General features: G+C 67.3%; 18 protein-coding genes. 17 read left to right on the top strand and 1 reads right to left on the bottom strand.

Annotation, left to right across the window (positions count from 1 at the left end):
* Position 1 precedes the first annotated feature (1 nt).
* The 15 genes from rsmH (at position 2) to lpxC (ending at position 17253) form a co-directional block, all read left to right on the top strand.
* Positions 2-940: a 16S rRNA (cytosine(1402)-N(4))-methyltransferase RsmH gene (gene rsmH, locus FGS76_RS18470; protein ID WP_138774128.1), complete on the top strand. Its 939-nt coding sequence runs from the start codon at positions 2-4 to the stop codon at positions 938-940.
* Complete coding sequence (ftsL, locus tag FGS76_RS18465; RefSeq protein ID WP_138774127.1) at positions 937-1203, top strand: cell division protein FtsL; 267 nt, start codon at positions 937-939, stop codon at positions 1201-1203. The genes rsmH and ftsL overlap by 4 nt, the downstream gene beginning before the upstream one ends.
* A complete protein-coding gene (locus FGS76_RS18460) occupies positions 1200-2933 on the top strand; it encodes a peptidoglycan D,D-transpeptidase FtsI family protein (RefSeq protein ID WP_138774126.1) in 1734 nt (577 codons plus the stop codon). Before ftsL ends, FGS76_RS18460 begins: the two co-directional genes overlap by 4 nt.
* Positions 2930-4411: a UDP-N-acetylmuramoyl-L-alanyl-D-glutamate--2,6-diaminopimelate ligase gene (locus FGS76_RS18455; RefSeq protein WP_138774125.1), complete on the top strand. Its 1482-nt coding sequence runs from the start codon at positions 2930-2932 to the stop codon at positions 4409-4411. Before FGS76_RS18460 ends, FGS76_RS18455 begins: the two co-directional genes overlap by 4 nt.
* Positions 4408-5754 carry a UDP-N-acetylmuramoyl-tripeptide--D-alanyl-D-alanine ligase gene (locus tag FGS76_RS18450; protein ID WP_138774124.1) on the top strand — a complete coding sequence of 449 codons (1347 nt, stop codon included), beginning with the start codon at positions 4408-4410 and terminating at the stop codon, positions 5752-5754. Before FGS76_RS18455 ends, FGS76_RS18450 begins: the two co-directional genes overlap by 4 nt.
* The gene (gene mraY, locus FGS76_RS18445) at positions 5754-6836 is read left to right on the top strand and encodes a phospho-N-acetylmuramoyl-pentapeptide-transferase (RefSeq protein WP_138774123.1); all 1083 of its coding nucleotides are present in this window, start codon (positions 5754-5756) and stop codon (positions 6834-6836) included. The genes FGS76_RS18450 and mraY overlap by 1 nt, the downstream gene beginning before the upstream one ends.
* 19 nt (positions 6837-6855) lie before the next feature.
* Entirely contained in the window at positions 6856-8181 is a 1326-nt protein-coding gene (murD, locus tag FGS76_RS18440; RefSeq protein WP_138774122.1) for a UDP-N-acetylmuramoyl-L-alanine--D-glutamate ligase, read from the top strand.
* A 25-nt stretch (positions 8182-8206) separates the two neighbouring features.
* Positions 8207-9343: a putative lipid II flippase FtsW gene (gene ftsW, locus FGS76_RS18435; RefSeq protein WP_138774284.1), complete on the top strand. Its 1137-nt coding sequence runs from the start codon at positions 8207-8209 to the stop codon at positions 9341-9343.
* Complete coding sequence (gene murG / locus FGS76_RS18430) at positions 9340-10410, top strand: undecaprenyldiphospho-muramoylpentapeptide beta-N-acetylglucosaminyltransferase (RefSeq protein WP_138774121.1); 1071 nt, start codon at positions 9340-9342, stop codon at positions 10408-10410. Before ftsW ends, murG begins: the two co-directional genes overlap by 4 nt.
* On the top strand, positions 10400-11860 hold the full coding sequence (gene murC / locus FGS76_RS18425; protein WP_138774120.1) for a UDP-N-acetylmuramate--L-alanine ligase: 1461 nt from the start codon (positions 10400-10402) through the stop codon (positions 11858-11860). Before murG ends, murC begins: the two co-directional genes overlap by 11 nt.
* Before the next feature lie 16 nt (positions 11861-11876).
* Positions 11877-12803: a D-alanine--D-alanine ligase gene (locus FGS76_RS18420; RefSeq protein WP_377900308.1), complete on the top strand. Its 927-nt coding sequence runs from the start codon at positions 11877-11879 to the stop codon at positions 12801-12803.
* A 100-nt stretch (positions 12804-12903) separates the two neighbouring features.
* Positions 12904-13704: a cell division protein FtsQ/DivIB gene (locus FGS76_RS18415; RefSeq protein WP_240692599.1), complete on the top strand. Its 801-nt coding sequence runs from the start codon at positions 12904-12906 to the stop codon at positions 13702-13704.
* Positions 13705-13726: 22 nt separating this feature from the next.
* Complete coding sequence (gene ftsA / locus FGS76_RS18410) at positions 13727-14962, top strand: cell division protein FtsA (RefSeq protein ID WP_138774118.1); 1236 nt, start codon at positions 13727-13729, stop codon at positions 14960-14962.
* 105 nt (positions 14963-15067) lie between these two features.
* Positions 15068-16231: a cell division protein FtsZ gene (ftsZ, locus tag FGS76_RS18405; RefSeq protein ID WP_138774117.1), complete on the top strand. Its 1164-nt coding sequence runs from the start codon at positions 15068-15070 to the stop codon at positions 16229-16231.
* Between the two features lie 107 nt (positions 16232-16338).
* A complete protein-coding gene (gene lpxC, locus FGS76_RS18400) occupies positions 16339-17253 on the top strand; it encodes a UDP-3-O-acyl-N-acetylglucosamine deacetylase (RefSeq protein WP_138774116.1) in 915 nt (304 codons plus the stop codon).
* A gap of 121 nt (positions 17254-17374) precedes the next feature.
* Here the strand turns inward: lpxC and FGS76_RS18395 are convergent, their stop codons facing one another.
* Entirely contained in the window at positions 17375-17830 is a 456-nt protein-coding gene (locus tag FGS76_RS18395; protein WP_170214516.1) for a hypothetical protein, read from the bottom strand.
* A gap of 197 nt (positions 17831-18027) precedes the next feature.
* Here FGS76_RS18395 and FGS76_RS18390 point away from each other — a divergent pair, with 197 nt between their 5' ends.
* Complete coding sequence (locus tag FGS76_RS18390; protein ID WP_138774115.1) at positions 18028-18954, top strand: M23 family metallopeptidase; 927 nt, start codon at positions 18028-18030, stop codon at positions 18952-18954.
* 229 nt (positions 18955-19183) lie between these two features.
* The gene (gene secA, locus FGS76_RS18385; protein WP_138774114.1) at positions 19184-21913 is read left to right on the top strand and encodes a preprotein translocase subunit SecA; all 2730 of its coding nucleotides are present in this window, start codon (positions 19184-19186) and stop codon (positions 21911-21913) included.
* Positions 21914-21915 lie beyond the last annotated feature (2 nt).

The following is a 21915-nucleotide window of genomic DNA, read 5'->3' as shown; positions in this document are numbered from 1 at the left end:
TATGAGCAACGACAACAAGCAGTACGAACACCAGCCGGTAATGCTGGAGGAGGTACTGGAAATGTGGCCCACCCGCGCGGACGGTTTTTACGTGGACGGCACCTTCGGCCGTGGCGGTCATAGCCGCGCGCTGCTGGCCCGTCTCGATGCCGCCGCCCGGTTGGTGGGCGTGGACCGGGACCCGCAGGCAGTGGCCACCGGCGAACGGCTGGCCGCCGAGGATGGCCGGTTCCGCATTCACCGTGCCCGGTTCGACTGTCTGCCGGAACTGGTCGCCGCCGAGGGCCGCGCCATCGACGGTCTGCTGCTGGACCTGGGCGTGTCGTCGCCGCAACTGGACGACGCCTCCCGGGGCTTCAGTTTTCTGCGCGACGGTCCCCTGGACATGCGCATGGACCCGGAGCACGGCGAGAGCGTGGCCGACTGGCTGGCCCACGCCGATGAAAAAGCCATCGCCGATGTGCTCTATCAGTACGGCGAAGAACGTAAATCGCGCCGCATCGCGCGCCGCATCTGCGAACGGCGGGAGCAGCAGCCGCTGCGCACCACCGGCGAGCTGGCGGCGTTGATCGAGTCGGCGCTGGGGCGTGGCGAGCCGGGCAAGCACCCGGCCACGCGCAGCTTCCAGGCCCTGCGCATACATATAAACGGGGAGCTGGACGCCTTGCGCAACGTGCTGGACCAGACCCTCGAGACGCTCGCCATCGGCGGGCGTCTCGCCATTATCAGCTTCCATTCCCTGGAAGACCGGCTGGTGAAACGTTTTATCCGTGATCACTCCGGCCTGGCCCCGAAGGGGCGGGGTGGCCTGCCGATGATGGAGGAACCGCCCGAGCAGCTGCGGCCGCTGGGCAAGGCGCGCCGGGCCGGCGACGCCGAAGTGCGCGTCAACGCACGCAGCCGCAGCGCGGTGCTGCGGGTGGCGGAGAAAGTGGCATGAGAGCCCGCTGGCTGGCGCCGTTGCTATTGATGCTGGTGGTGGGTTCGGCCCTGGGCGTGGCCTACAGCGTCCATGAGGCGCGCCGGCTCACCGACCGCACCCAGCAATTGCTCAGCGAGCAGGCACGGCTGGAAACCCGTTGGGGCCAGCTGCTGCTGGAACACAGTACCTGGGGCAGTTACGCCCGGGTGGAGCGCCTGGCCCGCGAGGACCTGGGCATGAAATTACCGGAAACCGACGAGCGAGTATTGATACGGCCATGAGAGGGGCGCGCCGAACGTCACAAAAGGCCAAACGCCAAGCCAACCGGACGCTGCGCTGGCGCTTCGTGCTGGGCTTCTGGGTGCTGTGTGGCTCGGTGCTGGTGGCGCGGGCGGTACAGCTGCAGGTGGTTGAGCACGGCTTCCTGGCGCACCAGGGCGAGATCCGCAACCTGCGGGTGGAGCCGGTGGCTGCCCACCGTGGCGTGATCCGTGATCGCGAAGGCCGGCCCCTGGCTGTCAGCACCCCGGTGATTACCCTGTGGGCGAACCCCAGCGAGGCATTGGAGCACCCGGAGAAATGGGCGCTGCTGGGCAACAACCCGATCATCGACCGGGCCGCCTTCGCCGAGCGCATCGAGCGCCACAAGAACAAGGAATTCATCTATCTGGCCCGGGGGCTGGCGCCGGAACAGGCGGCCACCATTCTCGACAAGGGCATCCCCGGCATCCACCGGCTCACCGAATACCGCCGCTATTACCCGGCCGGCGAGGTCACCAGCCATGTGGTCGGTTTCACCAATATCGACGAGCGCGGCCAGGAAGGCGTGGAGCTGGCGTTCGAGGACCGGCTGTCCGGCAAGGCCGGCCGCAAGCAGGTGGTGCGCGATCTGCTCGGCCGGGTGATCCAGGACATCGAGGTGCTGGAACCGGCGGAGCCGGGCCAGGACGTGACCCTGAGCCTGGACCTGCGCCTGCAGTATCTGGCCTATAAGGAACTGCTGGCCGCCACCCGCCGCTTCAAGGCCGCCGGTGGCTCCGCCGTGGTGTTGGACGTGAAGACCGGCGAGATTCTGGCGATGGTCAACCAGCCGGCCTACAACCCCAACAACCGGGGCAACCTGGACACCGCCAGCCTGCGCAACCGGGCGGTCACCGATCTGTTCGAGCCGGGTTCCACCATGAAGCCGTTCACCGTGGCCGCCGCCCTGGAACAGGGCCTGGTCACCCCGACCACGGTGATCAATACCCATCCGGGTTACCTGCGCGTGGGCCCCAAAACCATCCGTGACCACCGGGATTACGGCGTCATCGACGTGACCACGGTGCTTACCAAGAGCTCCAACGTGGGCACCAGCAAGCTGGCGCTGTCCATGGAGCCGCAGGTGCTGCCCAGCTATCTGGAGCGTTTCGGTTTCGGCCAACCCACCGGCATCTCTTTCCCCGGGGAAAGCCAGGGCATGCTGCCGCTGCGCGCCCGCTGGCGTGATGTGGAGCGGGCGGCGCTGTCCTACGGCTACGGCGTCAGCGTGTCCGCCCTGCAACTGGCCCAGGCCTACGCGATCATGGCCAACCACGGCCGCAAGGTGCCGCTGTCCCTGGTCAAGGTGGACAAACCGCCCAAGGGCGAAGCGGTGATCGCGGCGGACACCGCCGATTCCCTGGTGCGCATGCTGGAAACCGTGGTCAGCCTGGAAGGCACCGCCAGCCGCGCGCGCATCCCGGGCTATCAGGTGGCCGGCAAGACCGGCACGGTGCACAAAATCACCCGTCACGGTTACGCCGACGACCGCTATATCGGCCTGTTCGCCGGCATCGCCCCGGCCTCCAACCCGCGCATCGCGGCGGTGGTGGTGATCGACGACCCGCGCGGCAAGGCCTACTACGGCGGCCTGGTGGCGGCGCCGGTGTTCTCCGCCATCGTCAGCGGCGTGCTGCGCACCCTGCACGTACCGCCGGACAAGACCGACGGCCTGATCGCCGGCGACCTGGACGGGGAGGGCCGCTCATGAGCACGCTGAGCCAACTGCTGCCCGATTACCCGCTGCCGGCGGCGCTGGGCGACCTGCCGGTGCCGGCCCTGCGCCTGGACAGCCGCGCGGTGCGGCCCGGCGATCTGTTTCTGGCGGTGCCCGGCCATCAGGCCGACGGGCGCCGCTTTATCGATGCCGCCCTGCGGGCCGGCGCCGCCATCGTTCTGGAACAGGGTGACACCTTCATGGTGCGTGCCAGCCAGCCGGTGGCCCACCTGGTGATTCCGGATCTGCGCCGCCAGGTCGGCGTGCTGGCGGCCCGTTTCTACGAGCAGCCCGGCCAGCGGCTCAAGGTGATCGGCGTCACCGGCACCAACGGCAAGACCAGCATTACCTGGTTCCTGCGCGATGCCCTGGATGCGCTGGGTTTCCATTGCGGCCTGATGGGCACCCTGGGCGTGGGCCTGAAAGGCCACGAACGGAGCACCGGCCACACCACGCCGGACCCCATCAGCCTGCAGCAGGGGCTGCGCGACCTGTGCCTGGACGGCGCCGACGCGGTGGCCATGGAAGTGTCTTCCCACGCCCTCGACCAGCACCGGCTGGGCGACACCCCGATCCGCGCCGCGGTATTCAGCAACCTGAGCCGCGATCACCTGGATTACCACGGCGACATGGACTCCTATCTGCTCGCCAAGGTGGCCCTGTTCACGCGCCCGAATCTGGCCCAGGCGGTGATCAATGGCGATGACCCGGCCTCCCAGGCGCTGCTGGCGCGGCTCAACGACGGCGTGCGCTGCATTACCTTCGGCGGCCAGCCCGGCGCCACCGTGCGCTGCGTGGCCTGCCTGCCGCACCCGGACGGCATGGACCTGCGGCTGACCGTGGGCGGCGAGGCGGTGAATGTGTCGGTGCCGCTGTTCGGCACCTTCAACCGCAGCAACCTGATGGCGGTGGCCGGGGTGCTGCACGGTTTCGGCATTGACCCGCAACAGCTGCAGATGGCCCTGGGCGCGGTCACGCCGGTGCCGGGCCGCATGCAGCCGATTCTTGAGGCCGGCAAGCCCACCGTGATCGTCGATTACGCGCACACCCCGGATGGGCTGGAAAAGGCCCTGGCGGCGGTGCGCGAGCATTTCTCCGGGCGCCTGCACTGCGTGGTCGGTTGCGGCGGCGACCGGGATACCGGCAAGCGGCCGTTGATGGCGGCGGTGGCCGAGGCCGGCGCCGACCGGGTGATGCTGACCAGCGACAACCCCCGTGGCGAGGACCCCCAGGCGATTCTCGATGCCATGCTGGCCGGCGTCCGCGACCCGGCCCGGGTGGATACCCGGGTGGACCGCCGTGAGGCGGTGCGCCGCGCGGTGATCGGTGCCGAGGCCGGCGACGTGGTGCTGGTGGCCGGCAAGGGCCATGAGGATTACCAAGAGATCCAGGGCGAGCGTATCCCCCTGGATGATCGGGAACTGGCCCGCGACGCGCTGGCCCTGTGGAGCGATCAGGGAGGCCCGGCATGATGCGCCTCAGCGACATTCGAGACTGGACCGGCGGCGAGCTGCGCGGCGACGACCTGCAAATCGGCGCGGTCTGCACCGACACCCGGGCGCTGGTGGACGGCAGCCTGTTCGTGGCCCTGCGCGGCGACCGCTTCGACGGCCATGACTATCTGGAGCAGGCCCGCGCCGCCGGTGCCCGCGCGGTGCTGGTGGACCGGGACCAGGACGTGTTCGAGCGCCAGGTGCGCGTGGCTGACACCCGCCAGGGCCTGGGCCGGCTGGCCGCCGGCCACGCCGCCCGCTTCCCGATTCCGCGGGTGGCGGTGACCGGCAACGCCGGCAAGACCAGCGTCAAGGAAATGATCGCCGCCTTGCTCGGCCAGGGCACCCTGGCCACCACCGGCAACCTCAACAACGACATCGGCGTGCCGCTGACGTTGCTGCGCCTGGGGCCGGAACACCGCCGCGCGGTGATCGAACTGGGCGCCAGCGCCCCGGGCGAAATCGCCTGGACCGTGTCGCTGGTGAAACCCCAGGTGGCGCTGATCACCAATGTGACCGGCGCCCATCTGGAAGGCTTCGGCAGCATGGACGGCATCGCCCGGGCCAAGGCGGAGATCTTCACCGACTGCGCCGAAGGCGCCACCGCCATCATCAACAACGACGACCACTACGCGGATTTCTTCGCCGCCCGTGCCGCCGAGCACGGCCTGCGGGTTCAGCGGGTGGGCGTGCGCCACACCGACGGCTGCGATCTGTACGCGGAGTCGGTGCGGCTGGACGAGCAAGGCGCCTCCTTCGTGGTGCAGCCGCTGGGCCTGACGGTGCGCCTGTCGCTGGTGGGCGCCCATCAGGTGGGTAACGCGCTGCTGGCACTGGCGGCGGCCTCCGCCCTCGGTGACGACCTGGCCGCCGCCGCGCCGCGGCTGGCCGCGCTCAAGCCGGTGTCCGGCCGCATGAACGTGATCGCCAATGGCGGCGGCACCCTGGTGGACGACGCCTACAACGCCAACCCGGGCTCGGTGCGCGCCGCCATTGCCTGGCTGGCGGACCGCCCGGCACCGCGCGCCCTGGTACTGGGGCCGATTGGCGAGCTGGGCCCGGACGCGGAAAAACTGATCGGCGAACTGGGCGAAGACGCCAAACAGGCCGGTCTCGACACACTGATCACGGTGCCCGGCGCCGAATCCGCCGCGCGCGGCTTCGGCGACGGCGCCCGGCCGGTGGACAACCACGACCAGGCCGCCGACCTGGCGCGCGAGATTCTCGCCGCCGGCGGCACGGTACTGGTCAAGGGGTCGCGTTTCGCCCGCATGGAGCAAGTGGTGCAACGGCTCACCAATAATGACGGGGGACAGCACTGATGCTGCTTTGGCTGGCGGAACAACTGAGCGGACTCTACAACGGCTTCACGGTGTTCCAGTACATCACCCTGCGCGCCATTCTGGCGGTGCTGACGGCGCTGTTCCTGGCGTTCTGGATCGGCCCGGTGATGATTCGCAAACTGCAGGAAAAACAGGTCGGCCAGGCGATCCGCGACGACGGCCCGAAAAGCCATCTGAGCAAGGCCGGCACGCCGACCATGGGCGGCGGCCTGATTCTGGTGTCCATCGCCATCGCCACCCTGCTGTGGGCGGACCTGGGCAACCGTTTCGTGTGGATCACCCTGGCGGTGCTCACCGTGTTTGGCGCGGTGGGCTGGGTGGACGACTGGCGCAAGGTGGTGGAGAAAAACCCGCGCGGCCTGCCGGCCCGCTGGAAGTATTTCTGGCAGTCCGTGGGCGCCCTGGGCGCCGGCCTGGCCTTGTATTTCACCGCCCAGAGCCCGGCGGAAACCCAACTGATCGTGCCGTTTTTCAAAACCGTGGCGATCAACATGGGCCTGTTCTATGTGGTGCTCACCTATTTCGTGATCACCGGCGCCTCCAACGCAGTCAACCTCACCGACGGCCTGGACGGTCTGGCGATCATGCCCACCGTGCTGGTGGCGGCGGCCCTGGGCATCTTCGCCTACGCCAGCGGCCACGCGGAGTTCGCCACTTACCTGCAGATTCCCTATATCGCCGGGGCCGGCGAACTGGTGGTGATCGTCGCCGGTCTGTGTGGCGCCGGGCTTGGTTTTCTGTGGTTCAACGCCTACCCGGCACAGGTGTTCATGGGCGACGTGGGCGCCCTGTCCCTGGGCGCGGTGCTGGGCGTGATGGCGGTGATCGTTCGCCAGGAAATCGTGCTGTTCATCATGGGCGGTGTGTTCGTGATGGAGACCGTATCGGTAATGTTGCAGGTGGCCTCGTTCAAGCTCACCGGCCGGCGCATTTTCCGCATGGCGCCGATCCATCACCACTTTGAACTGAAAGGATGGCCGGAGCCGAAGATCATCGTGCGGTTCTGGATCATCACCGTGATTCTTGTACTGGTGGGTCTCGCGACCCTGAAAATTCGCTAAAGGGCGGAATAAGAAATATATGGCGAAAGACGCGTTCGATCTGGTCATTGGTCTCGGGGTTACCGGGCACTCCGTGATCCGCTATCTGGCGGATCAGGGCATGGCCGCGCGCGCTCTGGACACCCGCGAAGCTCCGGCCGGACTGGACGACCTGCGGGCCGAATACCCGAAACTCAAGATTCATACCGGCGGCTTCAAGAGCGGCTGGATGAAACGGGCCCGCCGGCTGATCGTCAGCCCGGGGGTGGCGGTGTCCACCCCGGCCATCGCCGAGCAGGCCGCCGAGGGCAAGGAAGTGATCGGCGACATCGAGCTGTTCGCCCGGGCCGCCAGCCGGCCGCTGGTGGCGATCACCGGTTCCAACGCCAAGAGCACCGTGGTCACCCTGTTGGGCGAAGTGGCGCAGGCCTGCGACGCCCGCCCCGGGGTGGGCGGCAACCTGGGCGTGCCGGCCCTGGACCTGCTGCGCGACGAGGCGGAGCTGTTCGTGCTGGAACTGTCCAGCTTCCAGCTGGAGACCACCTACAGCCTCAACGCCCAGGTGGCCAGCATCCTCAATGTGTCCCAGGACCACCTGGACCGTTACACCACGTTCAGCGATTACGTGGCCGCCAAGCAGCGCATTTACGACGGCTGTCAGGTGGCGGTGTGGAACCGGGACGACCTGGCCACCCGGCCCCAGAATCCGGCCCCCCGGGAGGTCACCTTCGGCAGCCACCCGGAAGCCCATTACCGGCTGGACGCGGAGCGGCGCACCCTGATCCACCAGGGCCAGGTGCTGCTGCATCTGGATGAGCTGGCGCTCACCGGCCACCACAACGCCATGAATGTGCTGGCGGTGCTGGCCATGAGCGATGCGCTGGGCTTCGACCGCGCCACCGCCCTGGCCACCATCAAGGCCTTCAAGGGCCTGCCGCACCGCTGCCAGTTGGTGGCGGAAGCCGGCGAAGTGCGCTGGATCAACGATTCCAAGGCCACCAACGTGGGGGCCACCCTGGCGGCGCTGACCGGCATCGGCGAAGTGATCCCCGGCAAGGTGATCCTGATCGCCGGCGGCCAGGGCAAGGGCCAGGACTTCTCGCCCATGGGCGAGCCGGCCCGCCAATACCTGCGTGCCGCCCTGCTGCTGGGTCAGGACGCGGACAAGGTGGCCGAGGGCCTGGCCGGCGTGCCCTATGAGCGGGTCACCGACATGGCCGCGGCGGTGGACCGGGCGCGGCAACTGGCGCAGCCCGGTGACGCGGTGCTGCTGTCACCGGCCTGCGCGTCGTTCGACATGTACAGCGGTTACACCGCCCGTGGCGATGACTTCACCGCCCGGGCCAAGGAGGTGGCCGGTGGCTAAAGCGTCCCTGCACCCCAATCCGCTGATGTCGCTGCGCCAGCCTGGCGTGGACCGGCCTCTGCTGTGGGCGGTGGCGCTGTTGAGCCTGGCCGGGCTGGTGATCGTCACCTCCGCCTCGCTGCAGATCGGCGAGACCCGGCTTGGCAACCCGTTTTACTACGGCATGCGCCACGGCCTGTATCTGCTGGCCGGCGTTGGCGTGGGCCTGTTCGTTTATTGCTGCGTGCCGCTGGGGCTGCTGGAACGGCTGCGCTTCGCGGTGTTGCCGGTGGCGGTGGTGGTGTTGCTGCTGGTGTTCGTGCCGGGGCTGGGCCGGGAAGTGAATGGCTCCACCCGCTGGATCGCCCTGCCGGGCCTGACCATTCAGGCCTCCGAGGTGGTGAAGCTGTGCTTCATCCTGTATCTGGCCGGCTACATCGCCCAGCACAAGGCCGCCCTGGAAAGCCGCTGGAAGGCGTTTCTGATCCCGCTGGGCGTGCTCGGCGCACTCACCTTCCTGCTGCTGCTGCAGCCGGACTTCGGCGCCGTGGTGGTGCTCGGCATTACCGCCATGGGCATGTTGTTCCTGGCCGGGGTGCCGACCCTGCGCTTCCTGCTGATCGGTCTGGTGGCGGTGGTGCTGGCGGCGGTGGTGGCGCTGGCGGAACCCTACCGGGTGGCCCGCCTGATGAGCTTCACGGACCCCTGGGCGGACCAGTACGGTGCCGGCTATCAGCTGACCCAGAGCCTGATCGCCTTTGGCCGGGGCCATTTCCTGGGCGTGGGCCTGGGCAACAGCGTGCAAAAACTGTTCTACCTGCCCGAGGCGCACACCGATTTCGTATTCGCGGTGCTGGCCGAGGAGTGGGGCCTGCTGGGCGTGGTCGCCATGCTGGCCGGCTTCACCGTGCTGGGCTGGCGGGTGTTCCGCATCGGCCACCGCCTGGAAGAGCGCGGTTTCCTCTATCACGCCTATCTGGTGTACGGCTGCGCGCTGGTGTTCTGCGCCCAGGCGTTCATCAACGTGGGCGTGAACATGGGCGTGTTGCCCACCAAGGGCCTGACCCTGCCGTTCGTCAGCTATGGCGGCTCGTCGCTGCTGATCTCGGCGGCCATGGTGGCGCTGGTGCTGCGCGCCGGCGCCGAGCAATCCCGTCTGCAGGCCAGGGGGAGGGCGCAATGAGTAAGGGAACGGTTCTGATCATGGCCGGCGGCACCGGCGGGCACGTGTTCCCGGCGCTGGCGGTGGCCCGGGAGCTCACCGACGCGGGCTACCAGATTCTGTGGCTGGGCGCCGAGGGCGGCATGGAGGCCCGGCTGGTGCCCAAGCACGGCTTCCAGGTGGCCACCCTGGGCGTGGGCCGGCTGCGCGGCGGCGGCCTCAAGCGCAAGGTGCTCGGGCCGCTGCAGTTGCTGCGCGCCCTGTGGCAGGCCCGGCGTTTGATTCGCCGGGTCAAGCCGGTGCTGGCGGTGGGCTTTGGCGGTTTCGTCAGCGCCCCCGGCGGCCTGGCCGCGCGCATGGCCGGCGTGCCGCTGGTGGTGCACGAGCAGAACGCGGTGCCGGGGATGACCAACCGCCTGCTGTCGCGCTTCGCCAACGAAACCCTGGAGGGCTTCGAGGGCGCCATGCCCGGCGGCGTCTGGGTGGGCAACCCGGTTCGCGCCGAGATCGCCACCCTGATGGAGCCGGCGGAACGTTACCAGGCCCGCCGGGGCGCCCTGCGGGTGCTGGTGCTGGGCGGCAGCCAGGGCGCCCTGGCGCTCAATCAGGACCTGCCGGAGCTGCTGATGGCGGCGCTGGGCAACCATCTGGAGGTGCGCCACCAGTGCGGCGCCGGGCGCGAGGACGAGGCGCTGCCGGTGTACAAGGCCCTGGGCCTCAATGCCCGGGTCAGCGAATTCATCGATGACATGGCCGAGGCCTATGCCTGGGCGGACCTGGTGGTGTGCCGGGCCGGTGCCCTGACGGTGGCGGAAGTGGCCGCCGCCGGCGTGGCCGCGCTGTTCGTGCCACTGCCCACCGCGGTGGACGACCACCAGACCCTCAACGCCCGCTGGCTGGTGGACCGGGGCGCCGCCCTGATGATGGCGCAGAACGATATGAATGCCGGCGCCCTGGCGCGCAGCCTGGCCGGCATGACCGAACGGGACGCCCTGGCGCAGATCGCGAGCCGGGCCCGCCAGCTGGCGGTGCCGGACAGCGCCGCCCGGGTGGCGAGATTGTGCGAGGAGGTGGCCCATGGCCGCTAGTGACATGAAACGGGAAGCCGTGCACATCGTGCCGGAGATGCGCCGCATCCGTGGTATCCATTTCGTCGGCATCGGTGGCGCCGGCATGTGCGGCATCGCCGAGGTCCTGGCCAACCAGGGCTATACGGTGAGCGGCAGCGACATCAAGGAGTCGCCGGTGGTGGCACGCCTGCGTGAGATGGGCGTGCGCGTGGACATCGGCCACCGCGCCGAGAATGTGGAGAACGCGGACGTGGTGGTCACCTCCACGGCGGTGAAAACCGACAACGTGGAAGTGAGCGCCGCCCACGAACGCCGTATTCCGGTGGTGCCCCGGGCGGAAATGCTGGCCGAGCTGATGCGCTTCCGCCACGGCATCGCCGTGGCCGGCACCCACGGCAAGACCACCACCACCTCCATGGTCGCTTCGATCCTGGCGGAAGCGGGCCTGGACCCGACCTTCGTGATCGGTGGCCGGCTTAACAGCGCCGGCGCCAACGCGGGCCTGGGGCAGAGCCGCTATCTGGTGGCCGAGGCCGACGAGTCCGATGCCAGCTTCCTGCACCTGCAGCCGATGAGCGCCATCGTCACCAACATCGACGCGGATCATATGCACACCTACGGCGGCGACTTCGCGCGGCTGGAGAACACCTTTATCGAGTTTCTGCACAACCTGCCGTTCTATGGCGTGGCGGTGATGTGCGTGGACGACCCGGTGGTGCGCAAGCTGCTGCCCCGGGTCAACCGTCAGGTGATCCGCTACGGCTTCAGCGAGGACGCCGACCTGCGCGCCGAGAGCGTGGTGCAGGACGGCATGCGCACCCGCTTCCGGGTGGTGCGCAGCGAAGGTGAGCCGCTGGACATCACCCTGAACATGCCCGGCCGGCACAACGTGCTCAATGCCCTGGCGGCGATCGCCGTGGCCGCCGACGAAGGCGCCGCCGACGACGCCATCGTGCGCGGCCTGAACGGCTTCGGCGGCGTGGGGCGCCGCTTCGACGTGCTCGGCGAATACCCCTGCGAAGGCGGCAGCGCCACCCTGGTGGACGACTACGGCCACCACCCCCGCGAAGTGGCCGCCACCGTGGCGGCGATCCGTCAGGGCTGGCCGCAACGGCGGCTGGTGATGCTGTTCCAGCCCCATCGCTACACCCGCACCCGGGACCTGTACGAGGATTTCGTGGATGTGCTTGGCGAGGTGGATCAATTGCTGCTGCTGGAGGTCTACGGAGCCGGCGAGGAGCCGATTCCCGGCGCCGACAGCCGCGCGCTGATGCGCAGCCTGCGCCAGCGCGCCCGGGTGGAACCCTTGTACGTGGACGACCCGGCCAAGCTGCCCGGTCTGCTGCAACAGGTATTGAAGGACGGCGATCTGCTGGTCACCCAGGGCGCCGGTAACGTGGGCGCCATCGCCCGGGATCTGGCCGCGCAGGTCAATGGCGGGGCGCAAGGAGACAGTGATCGTGGTTAATCGCCTGGACAACGCCATGAAACAACGGCTGGCCCGCATTGGCCGGGTGGCGGTGTTGGCCGGCGGCGACTCCGCCGAGCGGCCGGTGTCCCTGAAGAGCGGCGCCGCCGTGCACCAGGCGTTGCGCCAGCTGGGCCTGATCGCCGAACTGGTGGACCCGGCGGACAGCGGCGTGAGCACCCTGAAGGGCTTCGACGTGGCCTTTATCGCCTTGCACGGTCGCGGTGGCGAGGACGGCGTGATCCAGGGGCTGCTGGAGCACCTGGGCGTGCCCTACACCGGTTCCGGCGTGATGGCCTCGGCCATCGGCATGGACAAGGTGCGCACCAAACAACTGTGGAAGGGCGCCGGCCTGCCCACTCCGGATTTCTATGTGGACGGGGTGTCCGAGGCGCCGGCGACCATGGGCTTCCCGCGCATGGTCAAACCGTCCCACGAAGGCTCCTCCATCGGCATGGCCAAGGTGGACGGCGAAGCGGATCTGGCCGCCGCCCTGGCCGCCGCCCGGCGCTACGACAGCGAAGTGCTGGTGGAAGCCTGGGTACGTGGGCCTGAGTACACGGTGGCGGTGGTGGGCGAGCAGGCGTTGCCGGCGATTCGCCTGAAAACGCCCCACGCCTTCTACGACTTCGAGGCCAAGTATCAGTCCGACAGCACCGAGTACCTGTGCCCGGCCGGTCTCGACGAGGCCGACGAGCAGGCCCTGCGTGAGCTGGCCCTGCGCGCTTTCCGGGTGGTCGGCTGCCAGGGCTGGGGCCGGGTGGACGTGATGCGTGACGAACACGGCCAGTGGCAACTGCTGGAAGTGAACACGGTGCCGGGCATGACCGATCACAGCCTGGTGCCGATGGCCGCCAAGGCCGCCGGTGACGATTTCGCCACCCTGGTGGCGAGGATTCTGCTCGAGGCGGTGGACCGCGAGGTGGCGCGCCATGATGCCTAGAGCCCTGCGAATCGCGGTAGCAGCGGCTTTAGCCGCGATGGGGTTCTTGCGCGCGGCCGGAATCGCGGCTAAAGCCGCTCCTGCGGCGTTGGATCGTTTAGTGGGTTCCAGGGGCGCCAAGCGCGGTGCCCGCAACGCGGCGCCCCAACGCGGCGCCCGCCGCCAGGTAGCCAAACCGCCCCGTGTGCCGCTGCGCGAGCGGCTGGCGGGGGCGGTGCCCGGTGTGCTGGCTTCGTTGGTGGCGGTGGTGCTGGTGGCCGCCGTGATCTGGTTGCCCCGGGTGCTGGATCAGTACCCGATCCGCAAGGTCGGCGTGGACGGGGTCACCGACGTGCGCCGTCAGCAACAGGTACAGACGGCGCTGGCGGCCCTGGTGCGCGACGCCAACTATTTTTCGCTGCCGCTGGAAGCGATCTACCAGCGCGCCGCCAGCCTCAGCTGGGTGTCGGACGTGTCGGTACGCCGTCAGTGGCCGGACACCGTCAAGCTGATCATCACCGAGCGCGAGCCGGTGGCGGTGTGGAACGACAGCGTGCTGGTGTCGCGCAACGGCGAGCCGTTCCAGGCGCTGAAACAGTACGACCTGACCGGTCTGCCGCGCCTGAACGGGCCGGACCAGCGGCTGGAGGCGGTAATGGGCTTCTACCACAGCATGAGCAAGCTGCTGCGGGAAGTGGGCCTGAACATCGAACGCATGGAAGTCAACGCGCGGCTCACCGCCCGCCTGACCCTGGACAACCAGATGCAGGTGGTGGTGGACCGGGAAAATTACGTGGGCAAATTACGCCGCTTCACGCGGCTTTACCGTGGCGTGCTGAGCACCGACAGCCGCGGAGTGGCCCGGGTCGACCTGCGCTATGCCGATGGCATAGCGGTGACCTGGCGGGATCAAAAGGCATGAGCAAACAGGGGACGCACCTCTAATGGCGAACGCAGTGGACAACATGATCGTGGGCCTCGACATCGGCACCTCCAAGGTGGTGGCCATCGTCGGTCAGGTCACCGAGGAGGGCACCGTGGAAGTGGTGGGCCTCGGCTCCCAGCCGTCGCGGGGGATGAAGAAGGGCGTGGTGGTGGACATCGAGGCCACCGTGCGCTCGATTCAGCGCGCGGTGGAAGAGGCGGAGCTGATGGCCGGCTGCCAGATCCATTCCGTGTACGCCGGCATCGCCGGGTCCCACGTGCGCAGCCTCAACTCCCACGGCATCGTCGCCATCCGCGACCGGGAAGTGACCCAGGCGGACATCGACCGGGTCATCGACGCGGCCCAGGCGGTGGCGATTCCGGCGGACCAGAAGACCCTGCACGTGCTGCCCCAGGAATACGTGGTGGACAACCAGGAAGGCGTGCGCGAGCCGGTGGGCATGAGCGGTGTGCGCCTGGAAGCCAAGGTGCATCTGGTGACCTGCGCGGTGAACGCCGCCCAGAACATCGAGAAGTGCGTGCGCCGCTGCGGCCTGGAGGTGGAGGACATCATCCTCGAGCAGCTGGCCAGCGCCCATTCCGTGCTCACCGAGGACGAGCGCGAGCTGGGCGTGTGCATCGTTGATATCGGCGGCGGCACCACCGACATCGCCATCTTCACCGAAGGGGCGATCCGCCACACCGCCAATATCCCCATCGCCGGCGACCAGGTCACCAACGACATCGCCATGGCGCTGCGCACGCCCAAGCAGCACGCCGACGAGATCAAGATCAAGTACGCCTGCGCGCTGACCCAGCTGGCCGGCGCCGACGAGACCATCAAGGTGCCCAGCGTTGGCGACCGGCCGCCGCGCACCCTCAGCCGCCAGAACCTGGCCGAGGTGGTGGAGCCGCGCTACGACGAGCTGTTCACCCTGATCCAGGCGGAAATCCGCCGTTCCGGGTTCGAGGACATGATCCCCGGCGGCATCGTACTCACCGGTGGCTCCTCCAAGATCGAGGGCGCGGTGGAGCTGGCGGAGGAGATTTTCCACATGCCGGTGCGGCTGGGCACGCCCCAGGGCGTGGCGGGCCTCACCGACGTGGTGCGCAATCCGATTTATTCCACCTCCGTGGGCCTGCTGCTGTACGGCCAGCGCATGGAGAAAGAAGGACGCAGCCCCCGGGCCCAGGCCGGCGGTGGCGAAGTGAACTGGCTGGAACGCTTCAAGAAGTGGTTCCAGGGCAATTTGTGAGGATCGCGGTGAAAACCGCGAACAAAACGGTTTCGAACCCGCCCGGATGGTCCGGACGGGATTGAAAGAAGCAGTAAACAGGGAAGCATCAACGGGAGATCAACCATGCAATTCAAACTCGAAGATTCCGTACCCCATGGCGCGGTCATCAAGGTAGTGGGCGTTGGTGGTGGCGGCGGCAACGCCGTGGACCACATGGTGCGCTCAAACGTGGAAGGCGTGGATTTCATCTGCGCCAACACCGACGCGCAGGCACTGCGCAATTCCTCGGCGAAAACCGTGATTCAGCTGGGCAGCCAGGTCACCAAGGGCCTGGGCGCCGGCGCCAACCCGGACATCGGCCGGCAATCCGCGCTGGAAGATCGTGAGCGCATCGCCGAGCTGCTGGACGGCGCCGATATGGTGTTCGTCACCGCCGGCATGGGCGGCGGCACCGGTACCGGCGCGGCGCCGGTGGTGGCCGAGATCGCCAAGGAACTGGGCATCCTCACCGTGGCGGTGGTCACCAAGCCGTTCCCGTTCGAGGGCAAGAAGCGCATGCGCTCCGCCCAGGAAGGCATCGAGGCGCTCAAGGAGCACGTGCACTCGCTGATCACCATCCCCAACGAGAAGCTGCAGTCCGTGCTGGGCGGCTCCACCACCCTGCTGGACGCCTTCAAGGCGGCCAACGAGGTGCTGCAGGGCGCGGTCAAGGGCATCGCCGATCTGATCGTGCGCCCGGGCATGATCAACGTGGACTTCGCCGACGTGCGCACCGTGATGAGCGAAATGGGCACCGCGATGATGGGCACCGGCATCGCCAGCGGCGACAACCGGGCGGCGGAAGCGGCCCAGGCGGCGATTTCCAGCCCGCTGCTGGAAGACGTGGACCTGCGCGGCGCCCGCGGCATCCTGATCAACATCACCGCCAACGAGTCCATCGCCCTGGACGAGTTCTCCGAAGTGGGTGATATCGTCAGCGAACTGGCCAGCGAAGACGCCAATGTGATCATCGGCACGGCCATCGACCCGGATATGGGCGACAATATCTCCGTCACCGTGGTCGCCACCGGCCTGGGCGCCGCCCAGCAGGAACTGAAGGTGGTGCGTGGCCGTCAAACCCCCCTGGGTGCCGACGGTCGTGTGGACTACAACGACCTGGACCGCCCCGCGGTGGAGCGCAAGCGCGCCCAGCAGCAGGCGGCTGGCGGTGGCCGGCAGGCGGTCAACACCGCGGAAGACCTGGATTTCATTGATATTCCGACGTTCCTGCGCCGTCAGGCTGACTGACGGCGGCGGATACGTGGTGCGCAAAAGGGATTTTTGTTATGATCGCCCCCTATTTGCGTTGAGGATGGCTGTATCCTTAACGGATACCGGAATTTTGTGACGGATCAATGATCAGACAACGAACCCTCAAAAACGTGATCCGCGCCACCGGCGTGGGTTTGCACACCGGTGAGAAGGTCTATTTGACGGTGCGGCCGGCACCGGCCGACACGGGCATCGTGTTCCGTCGGGTGGACCTGAACCCGGTGGTGGAAATCTCCACCGGCGCCGAGAACGTGGGCGAGACCACCCTGTCCACCACCCTGGTGAAGGATGGGGTCAAGGTCGGTACCGTGGAACATCTGCTCTCGGCCATGGCTGGCCTGGGTATCGACAACGCCTATGTGGAGTTGTCGGCGCCGGAAGTGCCGATCATGGACGGCAGCGCCGGGCCCTTCGTGTTCCTGCTGCAGTCCGCCGGCATCAAGGAGCAGGAAGCCGCCAAGAAGTTCATCCGCATCAAGAAGGAAGTCACCGTCCGCGAGCAGGACAAAGTGGCCACCTTCGTGCCGTTCGATGGCTTCAAGGTGACCTTCTCCATCGACTTCGACCACCCGGTGTTCGAGGAACGCAGCCAGCTGGCCAGCATCGACTTCTCCTCCACGTCCTTCGTGAAGGAAGTGGCGCGGGCCCGGACCTTCGGGTTCATGCGTGACATCGAATTCCTGCGCAGCCAGAACCTGGCCCTCGGTGGCAGTGTCGACAACGCCATCGTGGTGGACGAGTTTCGCATCCTCAACGAGGACGGTCTGCGTTACGACGATGAATTCGTCAAGCACAAGATGCTGGACGCCATCGGCGACCTGTATCAGCTGGGCCACAGCCTGATCGGCGAATTCGTGGGTCACAAATCCGGCCATGCCCTGAACAACGCCCTGCTGCGTGAGCTGCTCAAGCAGGAGGACGCCTGGGAATTGGTCACGTTCGAGGACGCGGACACCGCGCCGATCTCCTACGTGAAGCCAATCATGGCCGCGGAGTAACCCGCTCCGCCCCAGGCACGCCGTGACGGATCACGGTGGATGCTTCCCTGTGCGCCCCGGTCGTCTCCCGCGACCGGGGCGCTCTTATTTTGGGCCGCCGCCCCCGCCCGCAGGAGCGGCTTCAGCCGCGATCACTCGACCCCGCCCGACCCGCCAACCGACGTAGAGCCGCCGCCAGGTCCGGATCATCAATATAATCCGCCGCCTGGCGCAGATGCCGGGCACTGCCGGCGTCCAGGGTGGGGCCGGCGGCGGGCGCCGCCCCCGGCGCCGAGGCGCCCAGCTCGCGGCGCCCGGTGACCACGATCTTCACCGCCTGGCCGGAGGGCAGGGCGCGCTCCAGGCGCGGCAGGTGGAAGCGCAGCAGATGGGCGGTGGCGCTGGTTTCCACCAAAGCCAGCCAGCGCTGTTCCTGCTCCACCAATCGCACCCGGTCGCGCAGGGCCGGCGGCAGGCACTCCCGCGGGTCGCCGTGGGTGCCCTGTTGCTGGCGGTTGGCGGCCCGCGCCAGGCGCGCCAGGGCCGGATGGGCATGGATCAGCCCCTGGAGTTCGTCCGGCAGGGTTTTCTTGCTCATGCCTTTTCCTTACGCTACCCTGCGATTGTAAAAAATCATTTAAGGCACCTTTTGTTTCACCCTCCGGGGGGCGCTTCACGGCCATGGATCTACCCGGGCGAGCCGCGGGCGCGCCCGTGATGGCCCGTTTTTGAACCCCTTTCCCCCGAATCGGTCGGAGCAAAGGTTCCGCGAGTGAAGAGGTGGTTCGCCATTCCATGAACATCATATTGTTGAACAGCAAGCGGGGCCACTCCCGAACGTTGTCGCTGCCGCGTCATCTGCCGTTGATGCTGCTGGCGCTGCTGGTGGTGATTCCGGTGCTGTTGGGAGTGGGTGCCTATTGGGTCAGCTATCGCTGGGCGCCGCCGTCCTACACCGACGCGGTGGCCGCCCGCTTCCAGGATCACCTGAACACCCAGGCCCACGAAGTCTCCGAGCTGAAGCGGCTCAGCGAGGAGCAGATCCGCGCTCTGACCCTGAAGCTGGCGGATGCCCAGGCCCGGCTCACCCGGCTGGACGCCCTCGGCGAGCGGCTGGTGGACGTGGCCGGCATCGACAGCGAAGAATTCGACTTCGGTGGCGGCATGGCGGTGGGTGGCCCGGAAACCGAGGAGGGCAGTGCCTTTACCCCGCCGTCCTTCCTGCAGGAACTGAACGCCCTCACCGACACCCTGGAACGCCGCGAACAACAACTCAACATCCTTGAGAACCTGCTCGCCGACCGGCACCTGGAGAGTGAAACCTTCCTGGCCGGGCGCCCCATCGTGCACGGCTGGATGTCCAGCCGCTTCGGCCGCCGCGCCGACCCGTTCTCCGGCAAGCTGGCCTGGCACGGCGGCGTGGATTTCGCCGGCAAGGACGGCTCCGAGGTGGTGGCCACCGCCGCCGGCGTGGTCACCTACGCCGGCGAGCGCACCGGCTACGGCCGGCTGGTGGAAATCAACCACGGCAATGGCATCAGCACCCGCTACGGCCACGCCAAGGAAGTACGGGTGAAGGTGGGTGACATCGTGCGCACCGGCGACGTGGTGGCCCTGATGGGCTCCTCCGGCCGCTCCACCGGCCCCCATGTCCACTACGAAGTGCTCAAGGACGGGCGTCAGGTCAATCCGCACCCCTATATTTACCGCGCCCGCCGCTGAAAAGCAGTTACAAGTTGCAAGTTGAAACGCGGGCCCGGCCATGCCAGGGGCCGAGCCTTGCCCGCGCATGCCCGCTGCTGGCCGCCCCCGGCGTTGCGGGTGCAAGAGGAGCCCCTTTCAACTTTTCACTTGCAACTTGAAACTCTGCCCTCACACCTTATCTCCCTGGTCTATTGTGTTTAGAATGGCTTCTTTTCGCCCTACCCATTGATATAAGAACGGACGTTTCATGCTGGCTACCATCGTCAAGACAGTCTTCGGGACCAAGAACGACCGCGAGCTCAAGCGGATCCGCCGTGTGGTGACGGCGGTCAACGCCCGCACCGATGAGATCGCGCAACTGGACGACGCCGCGTTGCAGGCCAAGACCGCCGAACTGAAGGCCGCCCACGCCGAAGGCAAGACTCTCGACGAGCTGCTCCCGGAAGCCTTCGCGGTATGCCGCGAAGCCGCCACCCGGGTGATGGGCATGCGCCATTTCGATGTCCAGTTGATGGGGGGCATCGCCCTGCATGAGGGCCGCATCGCCGAGATGCGCACCGGGGAAGGTAAAACCCTGACCGCCACCCTGCCCACCTACCTGAACGCCCTCACCGGCAGCGGCGTGCATGTGGTCACGGTGAACGACTATCTGGCCGAGCGGGACGCCAACTGGATGCGTCCGCTGTACGAATTCCTGGGCCTGAGCGTGGGCGTGATCTTTTCCCAGCAGCCCCAGGAACAGAAACGCGAAGCCTACGCCTGCGACGTGACCTACGGCACCAACAACGAATTCGGCTTCGACTATCTGCGCGACAACATGGCGTTCCGTCTGGAAGACCGGGTGCAGCGGCCGCTCTATTACGCCATTGTCGATGAGGTGGACTCGATCCTGATCGACGAGGCGCGCACGCCGTTGATCATTTCCGGCCCGGCGGCGGACTCCTCCGAGCTGTACAAGCAGATGAACGTGCTGATTCCCCGGCTCAAGGCGCAGACCGAGGAAGACGAAGGCGACTATTTCATCGATGAGAAACAGCGCCAGGTGGAGCTCACCGAGGAAGGCCACCAGCTGATCGAGTCGCTGCTGGTGGAAAACAACATCCTGGAGGAGGGCGAAAGCCTCTACGCCGCCCATAACCTGACCCTGCTGCACCACGTGCACGCGGCGCTCAAGGCCCACGCGCTGTTCCACAAGGACCGCGAATACGTGGTGCAGAACGGCCAGATCGTGATCGTCGACGAGCACACCGGCCGCACCATGCCCGGCCGCCGCTGGTCCGAGGGCATTCACCAGGCGGTGGAAGCCAAGGAAGGGGTGCGCATCCAGCAGGAAAACCAGACGCTGGCCTCCACCACCTTCCAGAACTATTTCCGGCTCTACGAGAAGCTGGCCGGCATGACCGGTACCGCCGACACCGAGGCGGTGGAATTCCGCCAGATTTACGGTATGGACGTGGTGGTGATTCCCACCAACCGGCCGATGGTCCGTAAGGACGCCAACGATCTGGTCTACCTGACCCTGCAGGAGAAATTCGACGCCATCGTCGAGGCGGTGCGCGACTGCGTGGAGCGTGGCGCGCCGGTGCTGGTGGGTACCGCCACCATCGAGGCCTCCGAGTATCTGGCCCAGCGGCTCACCCAGGAAAAGATCAAGCACCAGGTGCTCAACGCCAAACAGCACCAGCGCGAGGCGCAGGTGATCGCCCAGGCCGGCCGGCCGGGCACCGTGACCATCGCCACCAACATGGCCGGTCGCGGTACCGACATCATGCTCGGCGGTAACGCCGAGGAAGAAATCAAGCACATGGACGAGCCCTCCGAGGAGCTGGCGGAGAAGATCCGCTCCGAATGGGAGGAGAACCACAAGAAGGTGCTGGAGGCCGGCGGCCTGCACATCATCGGCACCGAGCGCCACGAATCCCGGCGCATCGACAACCAGCTGCGCGGCCGGGCCGGCCGTCAGGGCGACCCGGGCTACACCCGCTTCTTCCTGTCCATGGAAGATGATCTGATGCGCATCTTCGCGTCCGACCGGGTGCGCAACATGATGCGCTCCCTGGGGCTGAAGGACGGCGAGGCCATCGAGCACCGCTGGGTCACCCGCGCCATTGAGAACGCCCAGCGCAAGGTGGAAGCGCGCAACTTCGACATTCGTAAGAACCTGCTGGAATACGACAACGTGGCCAACGACCAGCGCAAGGTGGTCTACAGCCAGCGGGAGCAGATTCTGGAAAGCGAGGATCTGGCCTCATCGGTGGAAAGCATCCGCCGCGACGTGGTGCCGGAGGTGGTGCACAACCATATGCCGCCGGGCTCCGTGGAAGACCAGTGGGACGCGGAGGGCCTGGAAAAGACCCTGTACGCCGAATACGGCTGCGATGTGCCGATCCAGCGCTGGCTGGACGAGGACAAGGGCCTGCACATCGAAGGCATCACCGAGCGTGTTATCGAACAGATGGAAGCCCAGTACGAGCGCAAGCGGGCGGACATCGGCGCGGACACCCTGCGCCAGATCGAGAAACACCTGATGCTGCAGATTCTCGACCGCCACTGGAAGGAACACCTGGCCAGCATGGACCACCTGCGCCAGGGCATCCACCTGCGGGGCTATGCCCAGAAGAACCCCAAGCAGGAGTACAAGAAGGAAGCGTTCGAACTGTTCCAGACCATGCTCAACCAGATTCAGCATGAGCTGATCCGGGTGGTGCACAGCTTCGAGGTGCGTCGCGACGACGAGGTGGAGCGTCTTGAAGAGCAACGCCGCGAGGAAGCCCGTGAGCAGGCGGAAAAAATGAACGCCCGGCAGGAGCAGCTGGCCGCCCCGAGCACCGACGGCGCCGCGCCGGCGGCCGCCCCGCAGGGCGACGAGGCAACGCGCACGGTGGTTCGGGAAGGTCGCAAGATCGGCCGCAACGAGCCCTGCCCCTGCGGCTCCGGCAAAAAATACAAGCAGTGCCACGGTAAGCTGGAATCCTGATC

Origin of the sequence: Alloalcanivorax gelatiniphagus, assembly GCF_005938655.1 — a bacterium.
GTDB lineage: Bacteria > Pseudomonadota > Gammaproteobacteria > Pseudomonadales > Alcanivoracaceae > Alloalcanivorax > Alloalcanivorax gelatiniphagus.
The sequence above is the reverse complement of the archived record's forward strand: the minus strand, read 5'-3'. Positions and strand labels throughout refer to the sequence as shown.